Origin of the sequence: Pseudomonas siliginis (assembly GCF_024072275.1) — a bacterium.
Taxonomy (GTDB): domain Bacteria; phylum Pseudomonadota; class Gammaproteobacteria; order Pseudomonadales; family Pseudomonadaceae; genus Aquipseudomonas; species Aquipseudomonas siliginis.
In genome coordinates, this window is record NZ_CP099598.1 from 971,105 (window position 1) to 989,629 (window position 18,525).

The 18,525-nt window shown below is 60.8% G+C and carries 17 protein-coding genes; 10 read left to right on the forward strand and 7 right to left on the reverse strand.

The genetic code is table 11. The features are described 5' to 3' along the window. The first annotated feature begins 82 nt into the window (after window positions 1-82). Together NF676_RS04710 and NF676_RS04715 are read left to right on the forward strand one after the other, a co-directional pair. On the forward strand, window positions 83-1,810 hold the full coding sequence (locus tag NF676_RS04710) for an ABC transporter ATP-binding protein/permease (protein WP_252887317.1): 1,728 nt from the start codon (window positions 83-85) through the stop codon (window positions 1,808-1,810). Between the two features lie 186 nt (window positions 1,811-1,996). Beyond that, window positions 1,997-2,746, forward strand: a complete 750-nt coding sequence (locus tag NF676_RS04715) for a FadR/GntR family transcriptional regulator (protein ID WP_177327011.1) — start codon at window positions 1,997-1,999, stop codon at window positions 2,744-2,746. A 1-nt stretch (window position 2,747) separates the two neighbouring features. On the opposite strand, the gene NF676_RS04720 is transcribed toward NF676_RS04715, so the two are convergent. Then, window positions 2,748-3,128 carry a hypothetical protein gene (locus tag NF676_RS04720; RefSeq protein WP_252887318.1) on the reverse strand — a complete coding sequence of 127 codons (381 nt, stop codon included), beginning with the start codon at window positions 3,126-3,128 and terminating at the stop codon, window positions 2,748-2,750. A 298-nt stretch (window positions 3,129-3,426) separates the two neighbouring features. Between NF676_RS04720 and kdgD the strand changes: the two genes are divergently transcribed. The 5 genes from kdgD (at window position 3,427) to NF676_RS04745 (ending at window position 10,126) form a co-directional block, all read left to right on the forward strand. After that, a complete protein-coding gene (kdgD, locus tag NF676_RS04725; protein ID WP_039759443.1) occupies window positions 3,427-4,338 on the forward strand; it encodes a 5-dehydro-4-deoxyglucarate dehydratase in 912 nt (303 codons plus the stop codon). 71 nt (window positions 4,339-4,409) lie between these two features. After that, window positions 4,410-5,855: an aldehyde dehydrogenase family protein gene (locus tag NF676_RS04730; protein WP_041477963.1), complete on the forward strand. Its 1,446-nt coding sequence runs from the start codon at window positions 4,410-4,412 to the stop codon at window positions 5,853-5,855. A 152-nt stretch (window positions 5,856-6,007) separates the two neighbouring features. After that, complete coding sequence (locus tag NF676_RS04735; protein ID WP_041477964.1) at window positions 6,008-7,369, forward strand: MFS transporter; 1,362 nt, start codon at window positions 6,008-6,010, stop codon at window positions 7,367-7,369. An 11-nt stretch (window positions 7,370-7,380) separates the two neighbouring features. After that, the gene (gene garD / locus NF676_RS04740; RefSeq protein ID WP_252887319.1) at window positions 7,381-8,934 is read left to right on the forward strand and encodes a galactarate dehydratase; all 1,554 of its coding nucleotides are present in this window, start codon (window positions 7,381-7,383) and stop codon (window positions 8,932-8,934) included. 250 nt (window positions 8,935-9,184) lie between these two features. After that, on the forward strand, window positions 9,185-10,126 hold the full coding sequence (locus NF676_RS04745) for an AEC family transporter (RefSeq protein ID WP_217864357.1): 942 nt from the start codon (window positions 9,185-9,187) through the stop codon (window positions 10,124-10,126). A 99-nt stretch (window positions 10,127-10,225) separates the two neighbouring features. Here NF676_RS04745 and NF676_RS04750 read toward each other — a convergent pair whose 3' ends face one another. The 6 genes from NF676_RS04750 to gatC form a co-directional block, all read right to left on the reverse strand. Next, window positions 10,226-10,606: a carboxymuconolactone decarboxylase family protein gene (locus tag NF676_RS04750; protein WP_130911319.1), complete on the reverse strand. Its 381-nt coding sequence runs from the start codon at window positions 10,604-10,606 to the stop codon at window positions 10,226-10,228. Beyond that, window positions 10,603-11,613, reverse strand: coding sequence for a calcium/sodium antiporter (locus NF676_RS04755; RefSeq protein WP_050977862.1), 1,011 nt, complete (start codon window positions 11,611-11,613; stop codon window positions 10,603-10,605). Before NF676_RS04755 ends, NF676_RS04750 begins: the two co-directional genes overlap by 4 nt. A gap of 97 nt (window positions 11,614-11,710) precedes the next feature. After that, the gene (locus tag NF676_RS04760; RefSeq protein WP_024011604.1) at window positions 11,711-12,082 is read right to left on the reverse strand and encodes a septal ring lytic transglycosylase RlpA family protein; all 372 of its coding nucleotides are present in this window, start codon (window positions 12,080-12,082) and stop codon (window positions 11,711-11,713) included. 218 nt (window positions 12,083-12,300) lie between these two features. Beyond that, a complete protein-coding gene (gatB, locus tag NF676_RS04765; RefSeq protein ID WP_016771702.1) occupies window positions 12,301-13,746 on the reverse strand; it encodes an Asp-tRNA(Asn)/Glu-tRNA(Gln) amidotransferase subunit GatB in 1,446 nt (481 codons plus the stop codon). A gap of 10 nt (window positions 13,747-13,756) precedes the next feature. Beyond that, complete coding sequence (gene gatA / locus NF676_RS04770) at window positions 13,757-15,208, reverse strand: Asp-tRNA(Asn)/Glu-tRNA(Gln) amidotransferase subunit GatA (protein ID WP_252887320.1); 1,452 nt, start codon at window positions 15,206-15,208, stop codon at window positions 13,757-13,759. 16 nt (window positions 15,209-15,224) lie between these two features. Beyond that, complete coding sequence (gatC, locus tag NF676_RS04775; RefSeq protein ID WP_024011606.1) at window positions 15,225-15,512, reverse strand: Asp-tRNA(Asn)/Glu-tRNA(Gln) amidotransferase subunit GatC; 288 nt, start codon at window positions 15,510-15,512, stop codon at window positions 15,225-15,227. Between the two features lie 211 nt (window positions 15,513-15,723). Here gatC and mreB point away from each other — a divergent pair, with 211 nt between their 5' ends. The 3 genes from mreB (at window position 15,724) to mreD (ending at window position 18,496) form a co-directional block, all read left to right on the forward strand. Then, complete coding sequence (gene mreB, locus NF676_RS04780) at window positions 15,724-16,761, forward strand: rod shape-determining protein MreB (RefSeq protein ID WP_002555108.1); 1,038 nt, start codon at window positions 15,724-15,726, stop codon at window positions 16,759-16,761. Window positions 16,762-16,937: 176 nt separating this feature from the next. Continuing rightward, window positions 16,938-18,005: a rod shape-determining protein MreC gene (mreC, locus tag NF676_RS04785; RefSeq protein ID WP_231507578.1), complete on the forward strand. Its 1,068-nt coding sequence runs from the start codon at window positions 16,938-16,940 to the stop codon at window positions 18,003-18,005. Continuing rightward, a complete protein-coding gene (gene mreD, locus NF676_RS04790; RefSeq protein WP_056782930.1) occupies window positions 18,005-18,496 on the forward strand; it encodes a rod shape-determining protein MreD in 492 nt (163 codons plus the stop codon). The genes mreC and mreD overlap by 1 nt, the downstream gene beginning before the upstream one ends. Window positions 18,497-18,525 lie beyond the last annotated feature (29 nt).

Genomic DNA, 18,525 nt, shown 5'->3' on the forward strand with positions numbered 1-18,525 from the left:
ACTATCGCCAGCCCTCGCGATAAAACGCGCCGATCATCTATGATCGGCGCGTGTCCGTTCTTTTTACTATCGAGCCTTATCCATGAATCAGAACGCTGAATATTCCGCGGTCAACGATGCTGTGCGCGGGCAGTTTTTTCGAAAAGTCTGGGCGATGACCACGCCTTACTGGCGCAGCGAAGAGAAGGGCAAGGCCTGGACGTTGCTGATTGCCGTAATTGCGCTGACGCTGTTCAGCGTAGCGATCTCGGTGTGGATCAACAGTTGGTACAAGGATTTCTACAACGCTTTGCAGAGAAAGGATGAAGCCGCGTTCTGGCAGTTGATCCTGTATTTCTGCGGCATCGCGACGGTGGCGATTCTCGGCGCGGTGTATCGGTTGTATCTGACGCAGATGCTGACGATCCGCTGGCGGGCGTGGCTGACCGAAAAGCACTTCAAGCGCTGGCTGGACCACAAGAATTACTACCAGCTGGAGCAGGGCGGTTATACCGATAACCCCGACCAGCGGATTTCCGAAGACCTCAACACTTACACCGCCAACACCCTGAGCCTGGGCCTCGGGCTGCTGCGCACGATTGTCAGTCTGGTGTCGTTCTCGATCATTTTGTGGGGCGTGTCGGGCAGTATCGAAGTGTTCGGCATCGAGATTCCCGGCTACATGTTCTGGTGCGCACTGTTGTACGCGGCGGTCGGCAGTTGGCTGACGCATTTGATCGGTCGCCGTCTGATCGGTCTGAACAACAAGCAACAACGCTTCGAAGCAGACCTGCGTTTTTCCATGGTGCGCGTGCGTGAGAATGCGGAAAGCATCGCCTTGTACAACGGCGAACCCAATGAAAACCGCCGCTTGAGTAATCGATTCGGACTGGTCTGGCACAATTTCTGGGACATCATGCGCGTGTCCAAGCGCCTGACGTTCTTCACCTCCGGCTACGGGCAGATCGCAATCATTTTCCCGTTTGTCGTCGCCGCACCGCGCTATCTGTCCGGCAAGATCGAACTGGGCGAGCTGATGCAAATCAACTCGGCGTTCGGCAACGTGCAGGAGAATTTCAGCTGGTTCATCACCGCCTACTCGGATCTCGCCGCGTGGCGCGCCACCTGTGATCGTTTGCTGAGTTTCCGTCAGGCCATGAGCGACAACGAACAGCGCACCCCGGCCATCGACGTGCAGAACCAGGGCAGTGAGTTGCAGGTTCACCACCTCGGCCTCGATCTGGCCGATGGTCGTCACCTGCTGACCGACGCCGACATGACCGTTGAACCGGGTGAGCGCGTGATGCTCAGCGGCCGTTCCGGCAGCGGCAAGTCGACACTGCTGCGAGCGATGGGGCATTTGTGGCCGGCGGGGCACGGCAATATTCGTTTGCCGGCGGCGCGTTATCTGTTCCTGCCGCAGAAGCCTTATCTGCCGATCGGCACATTGCGTGAAGCGTTGAGTTATCCACAACCGGGCGACACCTACGCGCCAGAACGTTATGCACAGGTGCTGGAAACCTGTCGTCTGCCACATTTGATTGGGCGGTTGGATGAAGCCAATCACTGGCAGCGCATGCTTTCACCGGGCGAGCAACAACGCCTGGCCTTCGCCCGCGCGCTTCTCTACGCACCGCAATGGCTGTACATGGACGAGGCTACATCGGCGATGGATGAAGAGGACGAGGCGACGTTGTATCAGGTATTGATCGATGAGATTCCGGGGCTGAGCATTGTCAGCGTCGGTCACCGAAGCAGTTTGAAACGATTCCATCCACGGCACGTGCGGATCGACAGCGGTCGTCTGGTCGAACAGGCCATAACTGTCTGAACACCCACCTGTGGGAGCGAGCCTGCTCGCGAAGGGGTCATATCGGTCGACGAATCTGTCGTCTGAACCACCGCTTTCGCGAGCAGGCTCGCTCCCACAGTGGGGCAATGTGATCTGCCCGGTGATCGTACAACCCGCTTGAGCTATGATGGCGCCAAGCCGAACTTTCGAGACAAGATGCAGACCATGGAAAAGCTGATCGACACCCCGCGCCTCCCCCGCAAGCGCCGCAGCCTCGCCCAGGAATTGGTGACGGTGTTGAGCGAGCAGATCCGCGATGGCCTGCTCAAGCGTGGCGACAAGTTGCCCACCGAGTCGGCGATCATGGAAGCCCATGGCGTCAGCCGCACCGTGGTCCGCGAGGCAATTTCCCGTCTGCAGGCCGCCGGCCAGGTAGAAACCCGCCACGGCATCGGCACCTTTGTTCTCGATACGCCGAGCCCGAGCGGTTTCCGCATTGATCCGGCCACCGTTGTCACCCTGCGTGACGTGCTGGCGATTCTCGAATTGCGCATCAGCCTCGAAGTCGAATCCGCCGGCCTTGCCGCGCAACGCCGCAGCCCCGAACAACTGGCAACCATGCGCGCCGCCCTCGACGCCTTGAACGAAAGCGCCTCCCATGCCAGCGATGCGGTGTCGTCGGACTTCGCTTTCCACCTGGAAATTGCCCTGTCCACCGGCAACCGCTACTTCACCGACATCATGACGCACCTGGGCACCAGCATCATTCCGCGTACGCGGCTGAACTCGGCGCGCTTGGCCCACGACGATCAACAGCATTACATGAGCCGCCTGAGCCGCGAGCACGAGGAAATCTACGACGCGATTGCCCGTCAGGACTCCGATGCCGCGCGTGCGGCGATGCGTCTGCACCTGACCAATAGCCGTGAAAGACTGCGCCAGGCTCATGAAGAGGCGCAGGCGCAGCGAAGCTGAGTTACGCCTCTATGCACAACCTCAGCGGCAGCGAATACGGCTCCATGCTCGACTCGTCACGAAATTTGTAGCGCAACTCCACCTCGCGGTTCAGGTAAGGTTGCAGCGCCTCTTTGGGCAGCTGCACCTCGATGTCGAGCAGCTTTTCCATTTCATCCTCGGCGTCGTCCCAGGCGCCAGTGTCCACCTCATCACCTTCCCATTCAGGTTCCTCGGCATCGCTGCCGAGGACCGCGTAGACGCTCCAGTTTGCTGCGAAATCGCTGGAATCCGGGACCTGCACGGTGAGGATGTCCGGCAATTGCGAGAGCTGAAGCGTCACGCAATCGTCTTGCGCAGGGGCGAGGTGGGTGAGGGTGGGGGCGGCAAAATGCATCGACATAGCGGCTTCCTTTGAGTGGTCCGCCACGATCCTTCGTGGCAGTCGACGTACTTTAAGAGCCGCAGGTCGCTACAGAATTAAACGAATCCAGACCAGATATTTCAGCCCTCGAACGCGTCAAGCGCGAGCCTTGTAGCCATTTCATAAAGCGTAAAAGCCAATTTTGTCCGACAAAAAAGCCCTGCCAACGATGAAATGCAGTTGACGGTTATATTTTAAGTTGTACGATGACCTACAACTTCGGCGAAGGCTGAACGGTCCACTCACAATAAAACGTTGCTACCAGGGTGTTCGAATAATGAATCCACAAGAACTGAAGTCCATCCTCTCTGCCGGCCTGCTGTCTTTCCCGGTGACCGATTTCAACGCGCAGGGCGATTTCAACCGCGCGGGCTACATCAAACGCCTGGAATGGCTGGCTCCGTATGGCGCTTCGGCTCTGTTCGCCGCCGGTGGCACCGGTGAGTTCTTCTCCCTGGCCGCCAGCGAATACTCGGAAATCATCAAGACTGCCGTCGACACCTGCGCAACCAGCGTGCCAATCCTCGCCGGTGTTGGTGGTTCGACCCGCCAGGCCATCGAATACGCTCAGGAAGCCGAGCGTCTGGGCGCCAAAGGCCTGCTGCTGCTGCCGCACTACCTGACCGAAGCGAGCCAGGACGGTGTTGCCGCCCACGTTGAAGCCGTGTGCAAATCGGTGAAGATCGGCGTGGTCGTCTACAACCGCAACGTTTGCCGTCTCACCGCGCCGCTGCTGGAACGTCTGGCCGAGCGCTGCCCGAACCTGATCGGCTACAAGGATGGCCTGGGCGATATCGAGTTGATGGTGTCGATCCGTCGCCGCCTCGGTGATCGCTTCAGCTACCTGGGTGGTCTGCCGACCGCTGAAGTCTACGCCGCTGCCTACAAGGCTTTGGGCGTGCCGGTGTACTCCTCGGCGGTGTTCAACTTCATCCCGAAAACCGCGATGGACTTCTACCACGCGATCGCTCGCGAAGATCACGCCACCGTCGGCAAGATCATCGACGACTTCTTCCTGCCGTACCTGGACATCCGTAACCGCAAGGCCGGTTACGCCGTGAGTATCGTCAAGGCAGGTGCAAAAATCGCCGGCTATGACGCAGGTCCGGTGCGTGCGCCGCTGACCGACCTGACCGGCGAAGAGTACGAAATGCTCGCCGCGCTGATCGACAAGCAAGGCGCGCAATAAGCGAGAAAAGCGAGGCCGCTGAGCAATCAGCGGCTTTTTGCGTGAAGGCTTTTAGAGTTGAGGGCTGCCCTGTGACAACTGCAAAACGCTACGACAACTACATCAATGGCGAATGGGTCGCCGGTGCCGATTACTCGGCCAACATCAACCCGTCCGAACTCAGCGACACCATCGGCGACTATGCCAAGGCTGACCTGACCCAGGTCAACGCCGCCATCGACGCTGCTCGCGCTGCGTTCCCGGCGTACTCCACGTCGGGCATCCAGGCTCGTCACGATTCGCTGGATAAAGTCGGCACGGAAATCCTCGCCCGTCGCGAAGAGCTTGGCACCCTGCTGGCCCGTGAAGAAGGCAAGACCCTGCCGGAGGCGATCGGTGAAGTGACCCGCGCCGGCAACATTTTCAAGTTCTTCGCCGGTGAATGCCTGCGTCTGTCCGGTGACTATGTGCCGTCGGTACGCCCGGGCGTCAACGTCGAGGTCACTCGCGAAGCGCTGGGCGTGGTCGGTCTGATCACGCCGTGGAACTTCCCGATCGCCATCCCGGCGTGGAAAATCGCTCCGGCCCTGGCCTACGGCAACTGCGTCGTGCTCAAACCTGCCGATCTGGTTCCGGGCTGCGCTTGGGCGCTGGCCGAAATCATCTCCCGCGCGGGCTTCCCGGCCGGTGTGTTCAACCTGGTAATGGGCAGCGGTCGCGTGGTTGGCGAGGCGTTGGTCAACAGCCCGAAAGTCGACGGCATCAGCTTCACCGGTTCGGTGGGCGTTGGCCGCCAGATCGCCGTCAACTGCGTTTCGCGCCAGGCCAAGGTGCAGCTGGAAATGGGCGGCAAGAACCCGCAGATCATTCTCGACGACGCCGACCTCAAGCAAGCGGTCGAGCTGTCGGTGCAGAGCGCGTTCTACTCCACCGGCCAGCGCTGCACAGCGTCGAGCCGTCTGATCGTCACCGCCGGCATTCACGACAAGTTCGTTGAAGCGATGGCCGAGCGCATGAAGTCGATCAAGGTCGGCCACGCGCTGAAGGCCGGCACCGACATCGGTCCGGTGGTCTCCCAGGCGCAGCTGGAACAGGACATGAAGTACATCGACATCGGCCAGTCCGAAGGTGCGCGTCTGGTCAGCGGCGGCGGTGTGGTGACTTGCGACACCGAGGGCTACTTCCTCGCGCCAACCCTGTTCGCCGACAGCGAAGCGTCGATGCGCATCAGCCGCGAAGAGATCTTCGGCCCGGTGGCCAACATTGTTCGTGTGGCCGATTACGAAGCTGCGCTGGCAATGGCCAACGACACCGAATTCGGCTTGTCGGCCGGCATCGCCACCACCTCGCTGAAGTACGCCAACCACTTCAAGCGCCACTCCCAGGCCGGGATGGTGATGGTCAACCTGCCGACCGCCGGTGTGGATTACCACGTACCGTTCGGCGGGCGTAAAGGCTCGTCCTACGGCTCCCGTGAGCAGGGCCGCTATGCACAAGAGTTCTACACCGTGGTGAAAACCGCCTATGTAGGCTCCTGATACACGCAATACCCCTGTAGGAGCTGCCGAAGGCTGCGATCTTTGCTTCTTAAAATCAAAAGATCGCAGCCTTCGGCAGCTCCTACAGGCAATAAATGCAAGACCAAAGAAGCTTCACCCCGCATAAAAATAATCAGTGGGAGTACATCTGCATGCAATCCTCCAAGCCGACTCACGTCCGCTATTTGATCCTGCTCATGCTGTTTCTGGTGACCACGATCAACTACGCCGACCGTGCCACGATCGCCATTGCCGGCTCCAGCCTGCAAAAGGACCTTGGCATTGACGCCGTCACCCTCGGCTACATCTTCTCCGCATTCGGTTGGGCCTACGTCGCCGGGCAAATTCCCGGTGGCTGGCTGCTCGATCGCTTCGGCTCGAAAAAAGTCTATGCTCTGAGCATTTTCACCTGGTCGCTGTTCACCGTGCTGCAAGGCTTTGTCGGAGAATTCGGCATGTCCACGGCAGTGGTTGCGCTGTTCATGCTGCGTTTCCTCGTGGGCCTGGCCGAAGCGCCATCGTTCCCCGGCAACGCACGCATCGTGGCGGCGTGGTTCCCGACCGCTGAACGCGGCACCGCTTCGGCGATCTTCAACTCGGCGCAATACTTTGCCACCGTGCTGTTCGCGCCGTTGATGGGCTGGATCGTCTACAGCTTCGGCTGGGAGCACGTGTTCATCGTCATGGGTATCCTCGGTATCGTGTTCTCGCTGGTGTGGCTGAAAGTCATCTACAGCCCGCGCGAACACCCACGCGTCAACGAGGCCGAGTTCAAGCACATCGCTGACAACGGCGGCATGGTCGACATGGATCAGAAGGGCAAGAAGTCCGACGGTCCGAAGTGGGATTACATCCGTCAGTTGCTGACCAACCGCATGATGCTTGGCGTGTATCTGGGCCAGTACTGCATCAACGGCATCACCTATTTCTTCCTGACCTGGTTCCCGGTGTATCTGGTGCAAGAGCGTGGCATGACCATTCTCAAGGCCGGTTTCATCGCTTCGTTGCCGGCCATTTGCGGCTTTATCGGCGGCGTGCTCGGCGGGGTGATTTCCGACTACCTGCTGCGCAAGGGCCATTCGCTGACCTTCGCCCGCAAGGCGCCGATCATCGCCGGCCTGCTGGTGTCGAGCAGCATCGTCGCGTGCAACTATGTTGACGTGGAATGGATGGTGGTGGGCTTCATGGCTCTGGCATTCTTCGGCAAAGGCGTTGGCGCACTGGGCTGGGCGGTGGTTTCCGACACTTCGCCGAAACAGATCGCCGGTCTGAGCGGGGGCCTGTTCAACACCTTCGGCAACATCGCTTCGATCACCACGCCGATCGTCATCGGCTACATCATCAGCTCCACCGGCTCGTTCAAATGGGCGCTGGTGTTTGTCGGCGCCAACGCACTGGTCGCGGTGTTCAGCTATCTGGTAATCGTCGGCCCGATCAAGCGTGTGGTCTTGAAAGAGCCGCCAGCCAAGGGCGGCAATGAAGCCACCGGCAATTTGTCTCAAGCGCATTCCTGAGGAGCGGCGTCATGCAGTTGATTGAACATTCCAACTCGCCGCGCTACATCCGCCTGCACGAGCGGGACAACGTTGTAGTAGTGGTCAACGATCAGGGCGTACCGGCCGGTACCGAGTTTGCCGATGGCCTGGTCACCTTGGATTTCGTACCGCAGAGCCACAAGGTCACCCTGGAGGATATTCCTGAAGGCGGCCCGGTGATTCGTTACGGGCAGATCATCGGCTATGCCTTGCAGCCGATCCGTCGCGGCAGTTGGGTCAAGGAAGATCAACTGCGCATGCCGACCGCGCCGCCGCTGGACAGCTTGCCGCTGTCCACCGATGTGCCGGATGCGCAGGCACCGCTGGAAGGCTTCACGTTCGAGGGTTATCGCAACGCCGACGGCACCGTCGGCACGCGCAACATTCTCGGCATCACCACCACCGTGCAGTGCGTCACCGGCGTGCTCGATCACGCGGTCAAGCGCATCAAGGAAGAGCTGCTGCCGAAGTACCCGCACGTCGATGACGTGGTGGCGCTGACCCACAGTTATGGCTGCGGTGTGGCGATTACCGCGACCGATGCCTACATCCCGATTCGTACCGTGCGCAATCTGGCGCGCAACCCGAACTTGGGCGGCGAGGCGCTGGTGATCGGTCTGGGCTGCGAGAAATTGCAGGCCGGGCAGGTGATGCACGAGGATGACGCCTCGGTGGATCTCAGCGATCCGTGGCTGTACCGCTTGCAGGATTCCAGTCACGGCTTTACCGAAATGATCGAACAGATCATGGAACTGGCCGAAGTGCGCCTGAAGAAACTCGACCAGCGCCGCCGCGAAACCGTGCCGGCCTCCGAGCTGATTCTCGGTATGCAGTGCGGCGGCAGCGACGCGTTCTCCGGCATCACCGCCAACCCGGCGCTGGGTTATGCCTCGGACTTGCTGTTGCGTGCGGGGGCGACGGTGATGTTTTCCGAAGTCACCGAAGTGCGCGATGCGATCTACCTGCTCACCTCACGGGCGCAAACGCAAACCGTCGCCGAAGAGCTGGTGCGCGAAATGGACTGGTACGACCGTTACCTGGCCAAGGGCGAAGCCGATCGCAGCGCCAACACCACGCCGGGCAACAAGAAGGGCGGGTTGTCGAACATTGTCGAGAAGTCCCTGGGCTCGATCGTCAAGTCCGGCAGCAGCGCGATCAATGGCGTGCTCGGCCCGGGCGAGCGTTTCAAGCACAAGGGCCTGATTTTCTGCGCGACGCCGGCCAGCGATTTTGTCTGCGGGACGTTGCAACTGGCAGCAGGGATGAACCTGCACGTATTCACCACCGGTCGCGGCACGCCTTACGGGCTGGCCATGGCGCCGGTGGTCAAGGTTTCGACGCGGACTGAACTGGCGCAGCGCTGGCCGGACCTGATCGACATCGACGCCGGACGCATTGCCACCGGGCGCGCGACCATCGAAGAACTCGGCTGGGAGTTGTTTCACTATTACCTGGACGTTGCCAGTGGCAAGCAACAGACCTGGGCGGAGAAACACAAGCTGCATAACGACATCACCTTGTTCAACCCGGCGCCGATTACCTGATCGTTTCATGGAAGATCAAAAGCCCCTCACCCCAGCCCTCTCCCGGAGGGAGAGGGGGCCGACCGAGTTGTTTGGCGCTATACATCGACCTGACAAATCGGGTCGATTATGGATTCGACGATGTCATTTCAGGTCGGTGGATTGTTTAAATATCCCCCGATCGGTTCCCTCTCCCTTTGGGAGAGGGCTAGGGTGAGGGGCTTTTGCTTTATCATTGCCCCCTGACTAAGCTCACCCAAGGCTCCCCGGCATGCTGGCAATCTTTCTTGAAACCCTGAACATCACCGCGCCGGTGTTTGCCATGCTGTTTCTCGGTGTGCTGCTCAAGCGCATCGACTGGATCAACGACAACTTCATCCACACCGCCTCGTCGCTGGTGTTCAACGTGACCATGCCGGCGCTGCTGTTTCTCGGCATTCTCCACGCTGACCTGCACGCCGCACTGCAACCTTCGCTACTCATCTACTTTTCCCTCGCCACCCTGGTGAGTTTCGCCGTGGCCTGGGGCTGGGCGATTTTCAAGTGTCCGCGGGAAGATCGCGGCATCTACACCCAGGGTGCGTTTCGCGGCAACAACGGCGTGATCGGTCTTGCACTCGCCGCGAGCATGTACGGCGATTACGGCATTTCCCTCGGGGCGATTCTGGCGGCGCTGGTGATCCTGTTCTACAACACCCTGTCGACCATTGTGCTGGCGGTGTACAGCCCGGTGATCAAGTCCGATCCGTGGAGCATCTGCAAAAGCGTGTTCAGCAACCCGCTGATCATCAGCGTGATTTCGGCAGCGCCGTTTGCCTATTTCAAGATCGGACTGCCGGGCTGGCTGGAGACCTCCGGCCAGTATCTGGCGCAGACTACGTTGCCACTGGCGCTGATCTGTATCGGTGGCACGCTGTCTCTGGCGGCGCTGCGCAAGAGCGGCAAGATGGCACTCAGTTCCAGTCTGGTGAAGATGATCGGTCTGCCGGTGCTGGCGACACTGGGGGCATGGCTGTGGGGCTTTCGCGGGGCGGAACTGGGGATTCTGTTTCTCTACTTTGGCAGCCCGACGGCGGCGGCGAGTTTCGTCATGGCCCGGGCGGCGCAGGGCAATCATGAGCTGGCAGCGGCGATCATCGTGATGACCACGTTGATGGCGGCTATTACCACCAATGTCGGGATCTTTGTGTTGCAGTGGGGTGGGTGGATCTGACAAGGATTTGCGGTGTCTGTCAGGGCCTCTTCGCGAGCAGGCTCGCTCCCACAGGGAAACGCATTCCAACTGTGGGAGCGAGCCTGCTCGCGAAGGCAGTCACTGCGGTTTCTGGTAGGTATCAATCACTTCCTGCGCCGCGCGAAACGCATCGATCGCCGCTGGCACGCCGGCATACACCGCGCAGTGCAGCAGCGCTTCGCGAATCTCTTCCACCGTGCAGCCATTGTTCAGCGCACCGCGCACGTGGCCCTTCAACTCCTGCGGACACTTCAACGCGGTCAGCGCGGCGAGGGTAATCAGGCTGCGGGTTTTCAGCGACAAACCTTCGCGATTCCACACGCCACCCCAGGCGTGTTCATTGACGAAATCCTGCAACGGCTGGGTGAACTCGGTGGCATTGCCCAGCGCGCGATCAACGAACGCATCGCCCATGACCTGACGACGGATTTCAACCCCGGATTGCTTCGACTCGCTCATGGCACATCTCTCTTGTGGTGTTGGCGACGCCAGGCGCGGATTGATGTGAACAACAGAAACGTCAGCAGCGCCGGCAGGACATAAAACAGCATCAAGCGCTCGAGTTTGCCGGCCAGCGGCATGCCGGTGGTGAACGACACCACATGCAGCCCGTAGACCAGATACAAGCCGAGCAGCAACAAGCCTTCAGCCCGGGTCACGCGGTAGCCCGAGTAAAACACTGGCAGACACAGCGCAGCGACGCCGAGCATCACCGGCAAGTCAAAATCCAGCGCGTTGGGGGAGACGGAAAGCGGCGTCGGTGCGAGCAGCGCGGTCAGCCCGAGTACCCCGAGCAGGTTGAACAGATTGGCGCCGATCACGTTGCCCACGGCAATGTCACGCTGCCCGCGCAGGGCGGCGATCAGCGAGGTCGCCAGTTCGGGCAGCGAGGTGCCGACCGCGACCACGGTCAGACCGATGACCCGTTCGGACAGGCCAAGGTCGGTGGCCACGACCACGGCGGCGCCGAGCAGCAAACGCCCGGCGAACACCAGCATGGCCAGGCCAGCGAGAATCATCAGCACACTGATCAGCCAGGATTGCTGCGTATCCTTCGGGCGTTCGGTATGGGGGCGGGTCGAGTGTCGCGACTGGCGGAACAACAAGCCAAGGTACAGCGCCAAAGCGCCGAGCAGCAGGACGCCGTCGAAACGCCCGAGGTCCTTATTCCAGGCGAGGATGAATACCAGCAGGCTGGCGCCGATCATCAGCGGGATATCCAGGCGCACCAGTTGCCGCGACACGCGCAGCGGGATGATCAGTGCCGACAGGCCAAGGGTTACGAGGATATTGAATATGCCGCTGCCGACCACGCTGCCGACGGCGATGTCGGGGTTGTCGGTCAACGCCGCTTGCAGGCTCACGGTCATCTGCGGCGCGCTGCTGCCGAGGGCGACGATGGTCAGGCCGATGATCAACGGACGCACATGCAGGCGCTCGGCCAGACGCACGGCGGCGCGCACCATCAGCTCGGCGCCGATGAGCAAAAGACACAGGCCGCTGAGCAATTCGATGACGTTGATCAGCGGCAGATCGGCTAGTCCGAAAATGGTCGACGCTCCATTAGTCCAGGGCCTGCACGCGAACCCGTGCGGTGCCACTGCGCAGCATGCCGATTTCATCCGCGGCCTCGCGTGACAGATCGATCAGTCGGCCACGGGTGTGCGGGCCACGGTCATTGATGCGGACCACGACTGATTCATCGTTTTTCAGATTGGTGACCTTCACCCGCGTGCCGAACGGCAACTGGCGGTGGGCGGCGGTCAGGGAATGCTGGTTGAACGCTTCGCCGCTGGCGGTGCGTTTACCGTGATGTTTGGCTCCGTAATAGGAGGCGACGCCGGTCTGGTCATAACCGTGCGGGTCGATGGTGTCGGTACTGGCGCAACCGGCCAGCAGAGAGAGCAGGGCGCTGCTCAGCAACAGACGCTTCATTCAAAGGTATCCCGGATCAAATGTAGGAGTGACCTGTGGCGAGGGGATTTATCCCCGTTGGACTGCGCAGCAGTCCCAAAACTGAGAACTCGGTTTATCTGGTGCAAATCAAGCTCAGCAATTGGGGCCGCTTCGCGGCCCAACGGGGATAAATCCCCTCGCCACAGGTCCCTTCCACAGGGGATGGAGCCAGGCTTTGGATCTGGCTCCATTGGTGGTCAGCCTTCGAGCTTGCTTTTCAGCAGTTCGTTCACCTGCTGCGGGTTGGCCTTGCCTTTCGAGGCTTTCATGGCCTGGCCGACGAAGAAGCCGAACATCTTGCCGCGTTTGGCTTCGTCTGCCGCGCGGTACTGTTCGACCTGTTCGGCGTTGGCCGCGAGCATTTCGTCGAGCACAGCCGAGATCGCGCCGGTGTCGGTGACTTGCTTGAGGCCGCGCTTCTCGATGATCTCGTCAGCACTGCCTTCACCATTGGCCATCGCTTCGAACACTACCTTGGCGATCTTGCCGGAGATGGTGTTGTCCTTGATGCGCTGCAGCATGCCGCCCAGTTGCTCGGCGGAGACTGGCGAATCCTCGATGTCCAGGCCCTGCTTGTTGAGCAGGCTGCCCAACTCGACCATCACCCAGTTCGCCGCCAGTTTCGCGTCGCCACCGATGGCTGCGACTTTCTCGAAGTAATCCGCCTGTTCACGGCTGGTGGCCAGCACGTTGGCGTCGTAAGCCGACAGACCGAACTGGCTCTGGAAGCGCTCGCGCTTTTGCGGTGGCAGTTCCGGCAGGGTGGCACGCACTTCACCGAGGAACGACTCTTCGATGACCACCGGCAGCAGGTCCGGATCAGGGAAGTAACGGTAGTCGTTGGCTTCCTCTTTCGAACGCATCGGACGGGTCTCGTCCTTGTTCGGATCGTACAGGCGGGTCTGCTGGATCACTTTGCCGCCGTCCTCGATCAGTTCGATCTGGCGCTGGATCTCGGAGTTGATTGCCTTCTCGATGAAACGGAACGAGTTGACGTTCTTGATCTCGCAGCGAGTGCCGAACTCGACCTGGCCTTTCGGCCGTACCGAGACGTTGCAGTCGCAACGCAGCGAGCCTTCGGCCATGTTGCCGTCGCAGATGCCCAGGTAACGCACCAGTGCGTGGATCGCCTTGACGTAAGCCACGGCTTCCTTGGCGCTGCGCATGTCCGGCTCGGAAACGATTTCCAGCAGCGGTGTGCCGGCACGGTTCAGGTCGATGCCGGTGGCACCGTTGAATTCTTCGTGCAGGCTCTTGCCGGCATCTTCTTCCAGGTGCGCGCGGGTGATGCCGACGCGTTTGACCGTGCCGTCTTCCAGGGCGATGTCCAGGTGCCCTTTGCCAACGATCGGCAATTCCATCTGGCTGATCTGATAGCCCTTGGGCAGATCCGGGTAGAAATAGTTTTTCCGGGCGAACACGTTGTGCTGGCCGATCTCGGCGTCAATTGCCAGACCGAACATCACCGCCATGCGCACCGCTTCCTGGTTGAGCACCGGCAGCACGCCGGGCATGCCCAGGTCGATCAGGCTGGCCTGGGTGTTCGGCTCGGAACCGAAGGTGGTGGAACTACCGGAAAAGATTTTCGACCGGGTGGTGAGCTGAGTGTGAATCTCCAGCCCGATCACGACTTCCCATTGCATGTGTGTCTCCTCAGAAGCCGGTTGGGGTGCGGGTGTGCCAGTCAGTGTTGAGCTGATACTGGTGCGCAACGTTGAGCAAACGGCCTTCTTGGAAGTACGGCGCGAGCAACTGCACGCCCACCGGCAGACCGTCGACAAAACCGGCCGGCATCGACAGGCCCGGCAGGCCGGCGAGGTTGGCGGTGATGGTGTAGACGTCTTCCAGATAGGCAGCGACCGGGTCGCTGTTCTTGGCGCCAAGCTTCCAGGCCGGGTTCGGCGTGGTCGGGCCGAGGATGATGTCGACTTCATTGAACGCAGCCATGAAATCGTTCTTCACCAAACGACGAATCTTCTGCGCTTTCAGGTAGTAGGCGTCGTAGTAACCGGCGGACAGCGCGTAGGCACCGACCATGATCCGGCGCTCTACTTCCGCGCCGAAGCCTTCGCCACGGGAGCGCTTGTACAGGTCGATGAGGTTTTCCGGGTTTTCGCAGCGGTGGCCGAAACGTACGCCGTCGAAACGCGACAGGTTGGAAGACGCTTCTGCCGGGGCGATCACGTAGTACGCAGGAATGGCGTGCTGCATGTTCGGCAGGCTGATTTCCTTGATCACCGCACCGAGCTTCTGCAACTGCTGGATGCTGTTCTGGATCAGCTCGGCAATGCGCGGGTCGAGACCGGCGCTGAAGTATTCCTTCGGCACGCCGATGCGCAGGCCTTGCAGCGACTCGCCCAGGCCGGCGGAGTAATCCGGCACCGGCTCATCGATGCTGGTGGAGTCGTTCGGGTCGAAACCGGCCATGCCTTGCAGCAGGATCGCGCAGTCTTCGGCCGTGCGCGCCAACGGGCCGCCCTGATCGAGGCTGGAAGCGTAGGCAATCATGCCCCAGCGCGAAACGCGACCGTAGGTCGGCTTCAAACCGATGAGGTTGGTGAATGCTGCCGGCTGACGGATCGAGCCGCCGGTGTCGGTTGCGGTGGCGGCAGGCAGCAGGCGAGCGGCCACGGCGGCGGCCGAACCACCGGACGAACCGCCCGGCACGTGATCCAGGTTCCACGGGTTTTTCACCGCGCCGTACCAGCTCGACTCGTTGGCCGAACCCATGGCGAATTCGTCCATGTTGGTCTTGCCCAGGGTCACGGCGCCGGCAGCGGCCAGTTTCGCAACGACAGTGGCGTCATACGGGGCTTTGAAGTTGTCGAGCATCTTCGAGCCGCAGCTGGTGCGGATGCCCAGGGTGCAGAACAGGTCCTTGTGGGCGATCGGCGCGCCGAGCAGGGCGCCGCTCTCACCATTGGCCCGGCGTGCATCGGCGGCTTTCGCCTGCTCGATGGCCAGATCCTCGGTGAGGCTGATGAAACTGTTGAGCTGCGGGTCGAGCTGGGTAATACGCGCCAGCAGGACTTTGGTCAGCTCTTCGGAGGAAAACTTTTTATCGGCGAGACCGCGGGCGATCTCGGCCAGAGTCATTTGATGCATTGCAGGCTCTTTCCCTTTAGTCGATGACTTTCGGAACCAGATACAGGCCGTTTTCGACCGCTGGTGCGATGGACTGGTAGGCCTCGCGATTATTCGTCTCGGTCACCACGTCGGCGCGCAGGCGCTGACTGGCTTCCAGGGGGTGGGCCAGCGGCTCGATACCGTCGGTATCAACGGCCTGCATTTCGTCGACCAGCCCGAGAATGCTGTTGAGGGCGGAAGTAATGTGCGGAAGATCGGCATCGTTGAGGCCAAGGCAGGCCAGATGCGCGATTTTTTCCACGTCGGAGCGTTCTAGCGCCATCGGGATTCTCCAGTGGAAAACAGAACGGACGGCGTCCGTGTGTTAGATTGTCGGAACACTACCGCACTTCTACGGTCATAAGGCCGCGATTGTGGGGCTTGGTGCACAGAAAAGCGGCCAATTTAACATATTGGCGCCTTGCCCAAAATCCCTGTCGTTGTTAGAGTTTGCCGCACTTTTTTACCCACGCGTTGCCTAGGGTCCCTTTCCCATGTTCAAGAAACTGCGTGGCATGTTTTCCAGCGATCTTTCCATTGACCTGGGCACTGCCAACACCCTTATTTACGTGCGCGAGCGCGGTATCGTCCTGAATGAGCCATCGGTTGTGGCCATTCGGACACACGGTAACCAGAAAAGTGTCGTTGCTGTCGGCACCGAGGCCAAGCGCATGCTCGGCCGTACGCCGGGCAACATTGCTGCCATTCGTCCGATGAAGGATGGCGTGATCGCCGACTTCAGCGTCTGCGAAAAGATGCTGCAGTACTTTATCAACAAGGTTCACGAAAACAGTTTCCTGCAGCCCAGCCCTCGTGTGCTGATCTGCGTTCCATGCAAGTCCACCCAGGTTGAGCGTCGCGCCATCCGTGAATCGGCCCTTGGCGCCGGTGCCCGTGAAGTGTTCCTGATCGAAGAGCCGATGGCTGCTGCGATCGGTGCCGGTCTGCCGGTTGAAGAAGCGCGCGGTTCGATGGTCGTGGATATCGGTGGTGGTACCACCGAGATCGCCCTGATCTCCCTGAACGGTGTGGTTTACGCCGAATCCGTACGTGTCGGCGGCGACCGTTTCGACGAAGCGATCATCACCTACGTGCGCCGTAACTACGGCAGCCTGATCGGTGAATCCACCGCTGAACGCATCAAGCAGGAAATCGGTACGGCCTACCCGGGCGGCGAAGTGCGCGAAGTCGATGTTCGCGGTCGCAACCTGGCCGAAGGCGTTCCACGCGCATTCACCCTGAACTCCAATGAAGTGCTTGAGGCTCTGCAAGAGTCGCTGGCCACCATCGTTCAGGCGGTGAAAAGCGCGCTGGAGCAATCGCCGCCGGAACTGGCTTCCGACATCGCCGAGCGTGGCCTGGTGCTGACCGGTGGTGGCGCGCTGCTGCGTGACCTCGACAAGTTGCTGGCCCAGGAAACCGGTCTGCCGGTGATCGTTGCCGAAGATCCGCTGACTTGCGTTGCTCGCGGCGGTGGCCGTGCGCTGGAAATGATGGATAAGCACACCATGGATCTGCTTTCGAGCGAATAAGCTTCGAATGCAATACGTGGGTGAACGCACAGGCAGCACTTTGCAGTGCTGCCTGTTGGCGTTTATCTTCTGTCAGTCTTCATCCAGGCCGGTTTGATGCCGTATGAATAAACAGAACATTTGCCTGGGAGGAGCGGCTTATTAAACCGCTTTTCACCAAAGGCCCTTCGTTGGGCGTGCGCCTGTTGGTGCTGGCCGTGCTCGCGGTCGCACTGATGGTGGTCGATGCACGTTTCGACCTGCTCAAGCCCGCGCGCAAGCAAGCGTCGCTGGTGCTCATGGATGCCTACTGGATCACTGATCTGCCCGGCCGCTTGTGGGAAGGGGTCGCCAGTCAGTTCGGCAGCCGCACCGAGCTCGTCGCCGAAAACGAAAAACTCAAGACCGAAAACCTGCTGTTGCAGGGACGCATGCAAAAGCTCGCGGCCCTGACCGAGCAGAACGTTCGGCTGCGCGAGTTGCTCAACTCCTCCGCGCTGGTCAACGAAAAGGTCGAAGTGGCCGAGCTGATCGGCATGGATCCCAACCCCTTCACGCATCGCATCATCATCAACAAAGGTGAGCGCGACGGCGTGGTGCTCGGCCAACCGGTGCTCGATGCACGCGGGCTGATGGGCCAGGTGGTCGAATTGATGCCGTACACCTCGCGGGTCCTGCTGCTGACCGACACCACCCATAGCATTCCGGTGCAGGTGAATCGTAACGGTCTGCGCGCGATTGCCAGTGGCACCGGCAACCCTGAGCGCCTGGAATTGCGTCATGTCGCCGACACGGCGGACATCAAGGAAGGCGATCTGCTGGTCAGCTCCGGCCTCGGCCAGCGATTCCCCGCTGGTTATCCGGTGGCCACGGTCAAGGAAGTCATCCACGATTCCGGCCAACCGTTTGCCATTGTCCGCGCCGTGCCGACTGCCGCCCTGAACCGCAGCCGCTATCTGCTGCTGGTGTTCAGCGACAGCCGCACTGCCGAGGAACGCGCCAATGACGCGGCCCAGGCGCAGGAACAGCTCGATGCCCACGGCGGCGGCCCGATGTTGCCGGCCAGCGTGCCGAAACCTTTGATCATGCCTGCCACGCCGTCGACCGCTACCGCAGCGCCGGCCGCTGAAGCAGCGGCGCCTGCCACCACGCCTGCCAAGCCTGCCGCGAGCAAACCGCCCGCTGCCGCTCCGGCCGCTGCCAAACCGCCCGCCGCGAGCAAACCACCGGCGAAACCGCCAGCGACTACCGGGGGACGAGAATAATGGTCGGCGCGAAAAAATCCGGAAACAGCTGGATGATCTGGTTGACGTTCTTCGTCGGCATCCTGCTCAGCGTGTCACCGTTGCCGATCTTCATGGAAATCCTTCGCCCGCTGTGGCTGGCCTTGCTCGTGACCTTCTGGGCGCTGTACATGCCGCACACGGTCGGCATGGTCACCGCCTTCTGTCTGGGACTGGCCGAAGATGTCCTGCAGGGCGACCTGCTCGGGCAGAACGCGCTGATCCTGACCCTGATTACTTTCCTCGTGTTGTCGTTGCAGCAGCGTCTGCGCATGTTCCCGATGTGGCAGCAGTGCCTGGTGATCCTGGTGATCTTCGGCCTCGCACAGTTGGCGCAACTGTGGCTCAGCGCTCTGACCGGCAACCGTCAGCCAACCCTGGCGCTGGTCCTGCCGGCGCTGGTCAGTGCCTTGCTCTGGCCGTGGGTCAGCTTCGCCCTTCGCGGGATGTGCCGACGCTACAGAATCTATTGAGCCGGTGAAGCAGGGCACTGAACAGGGAG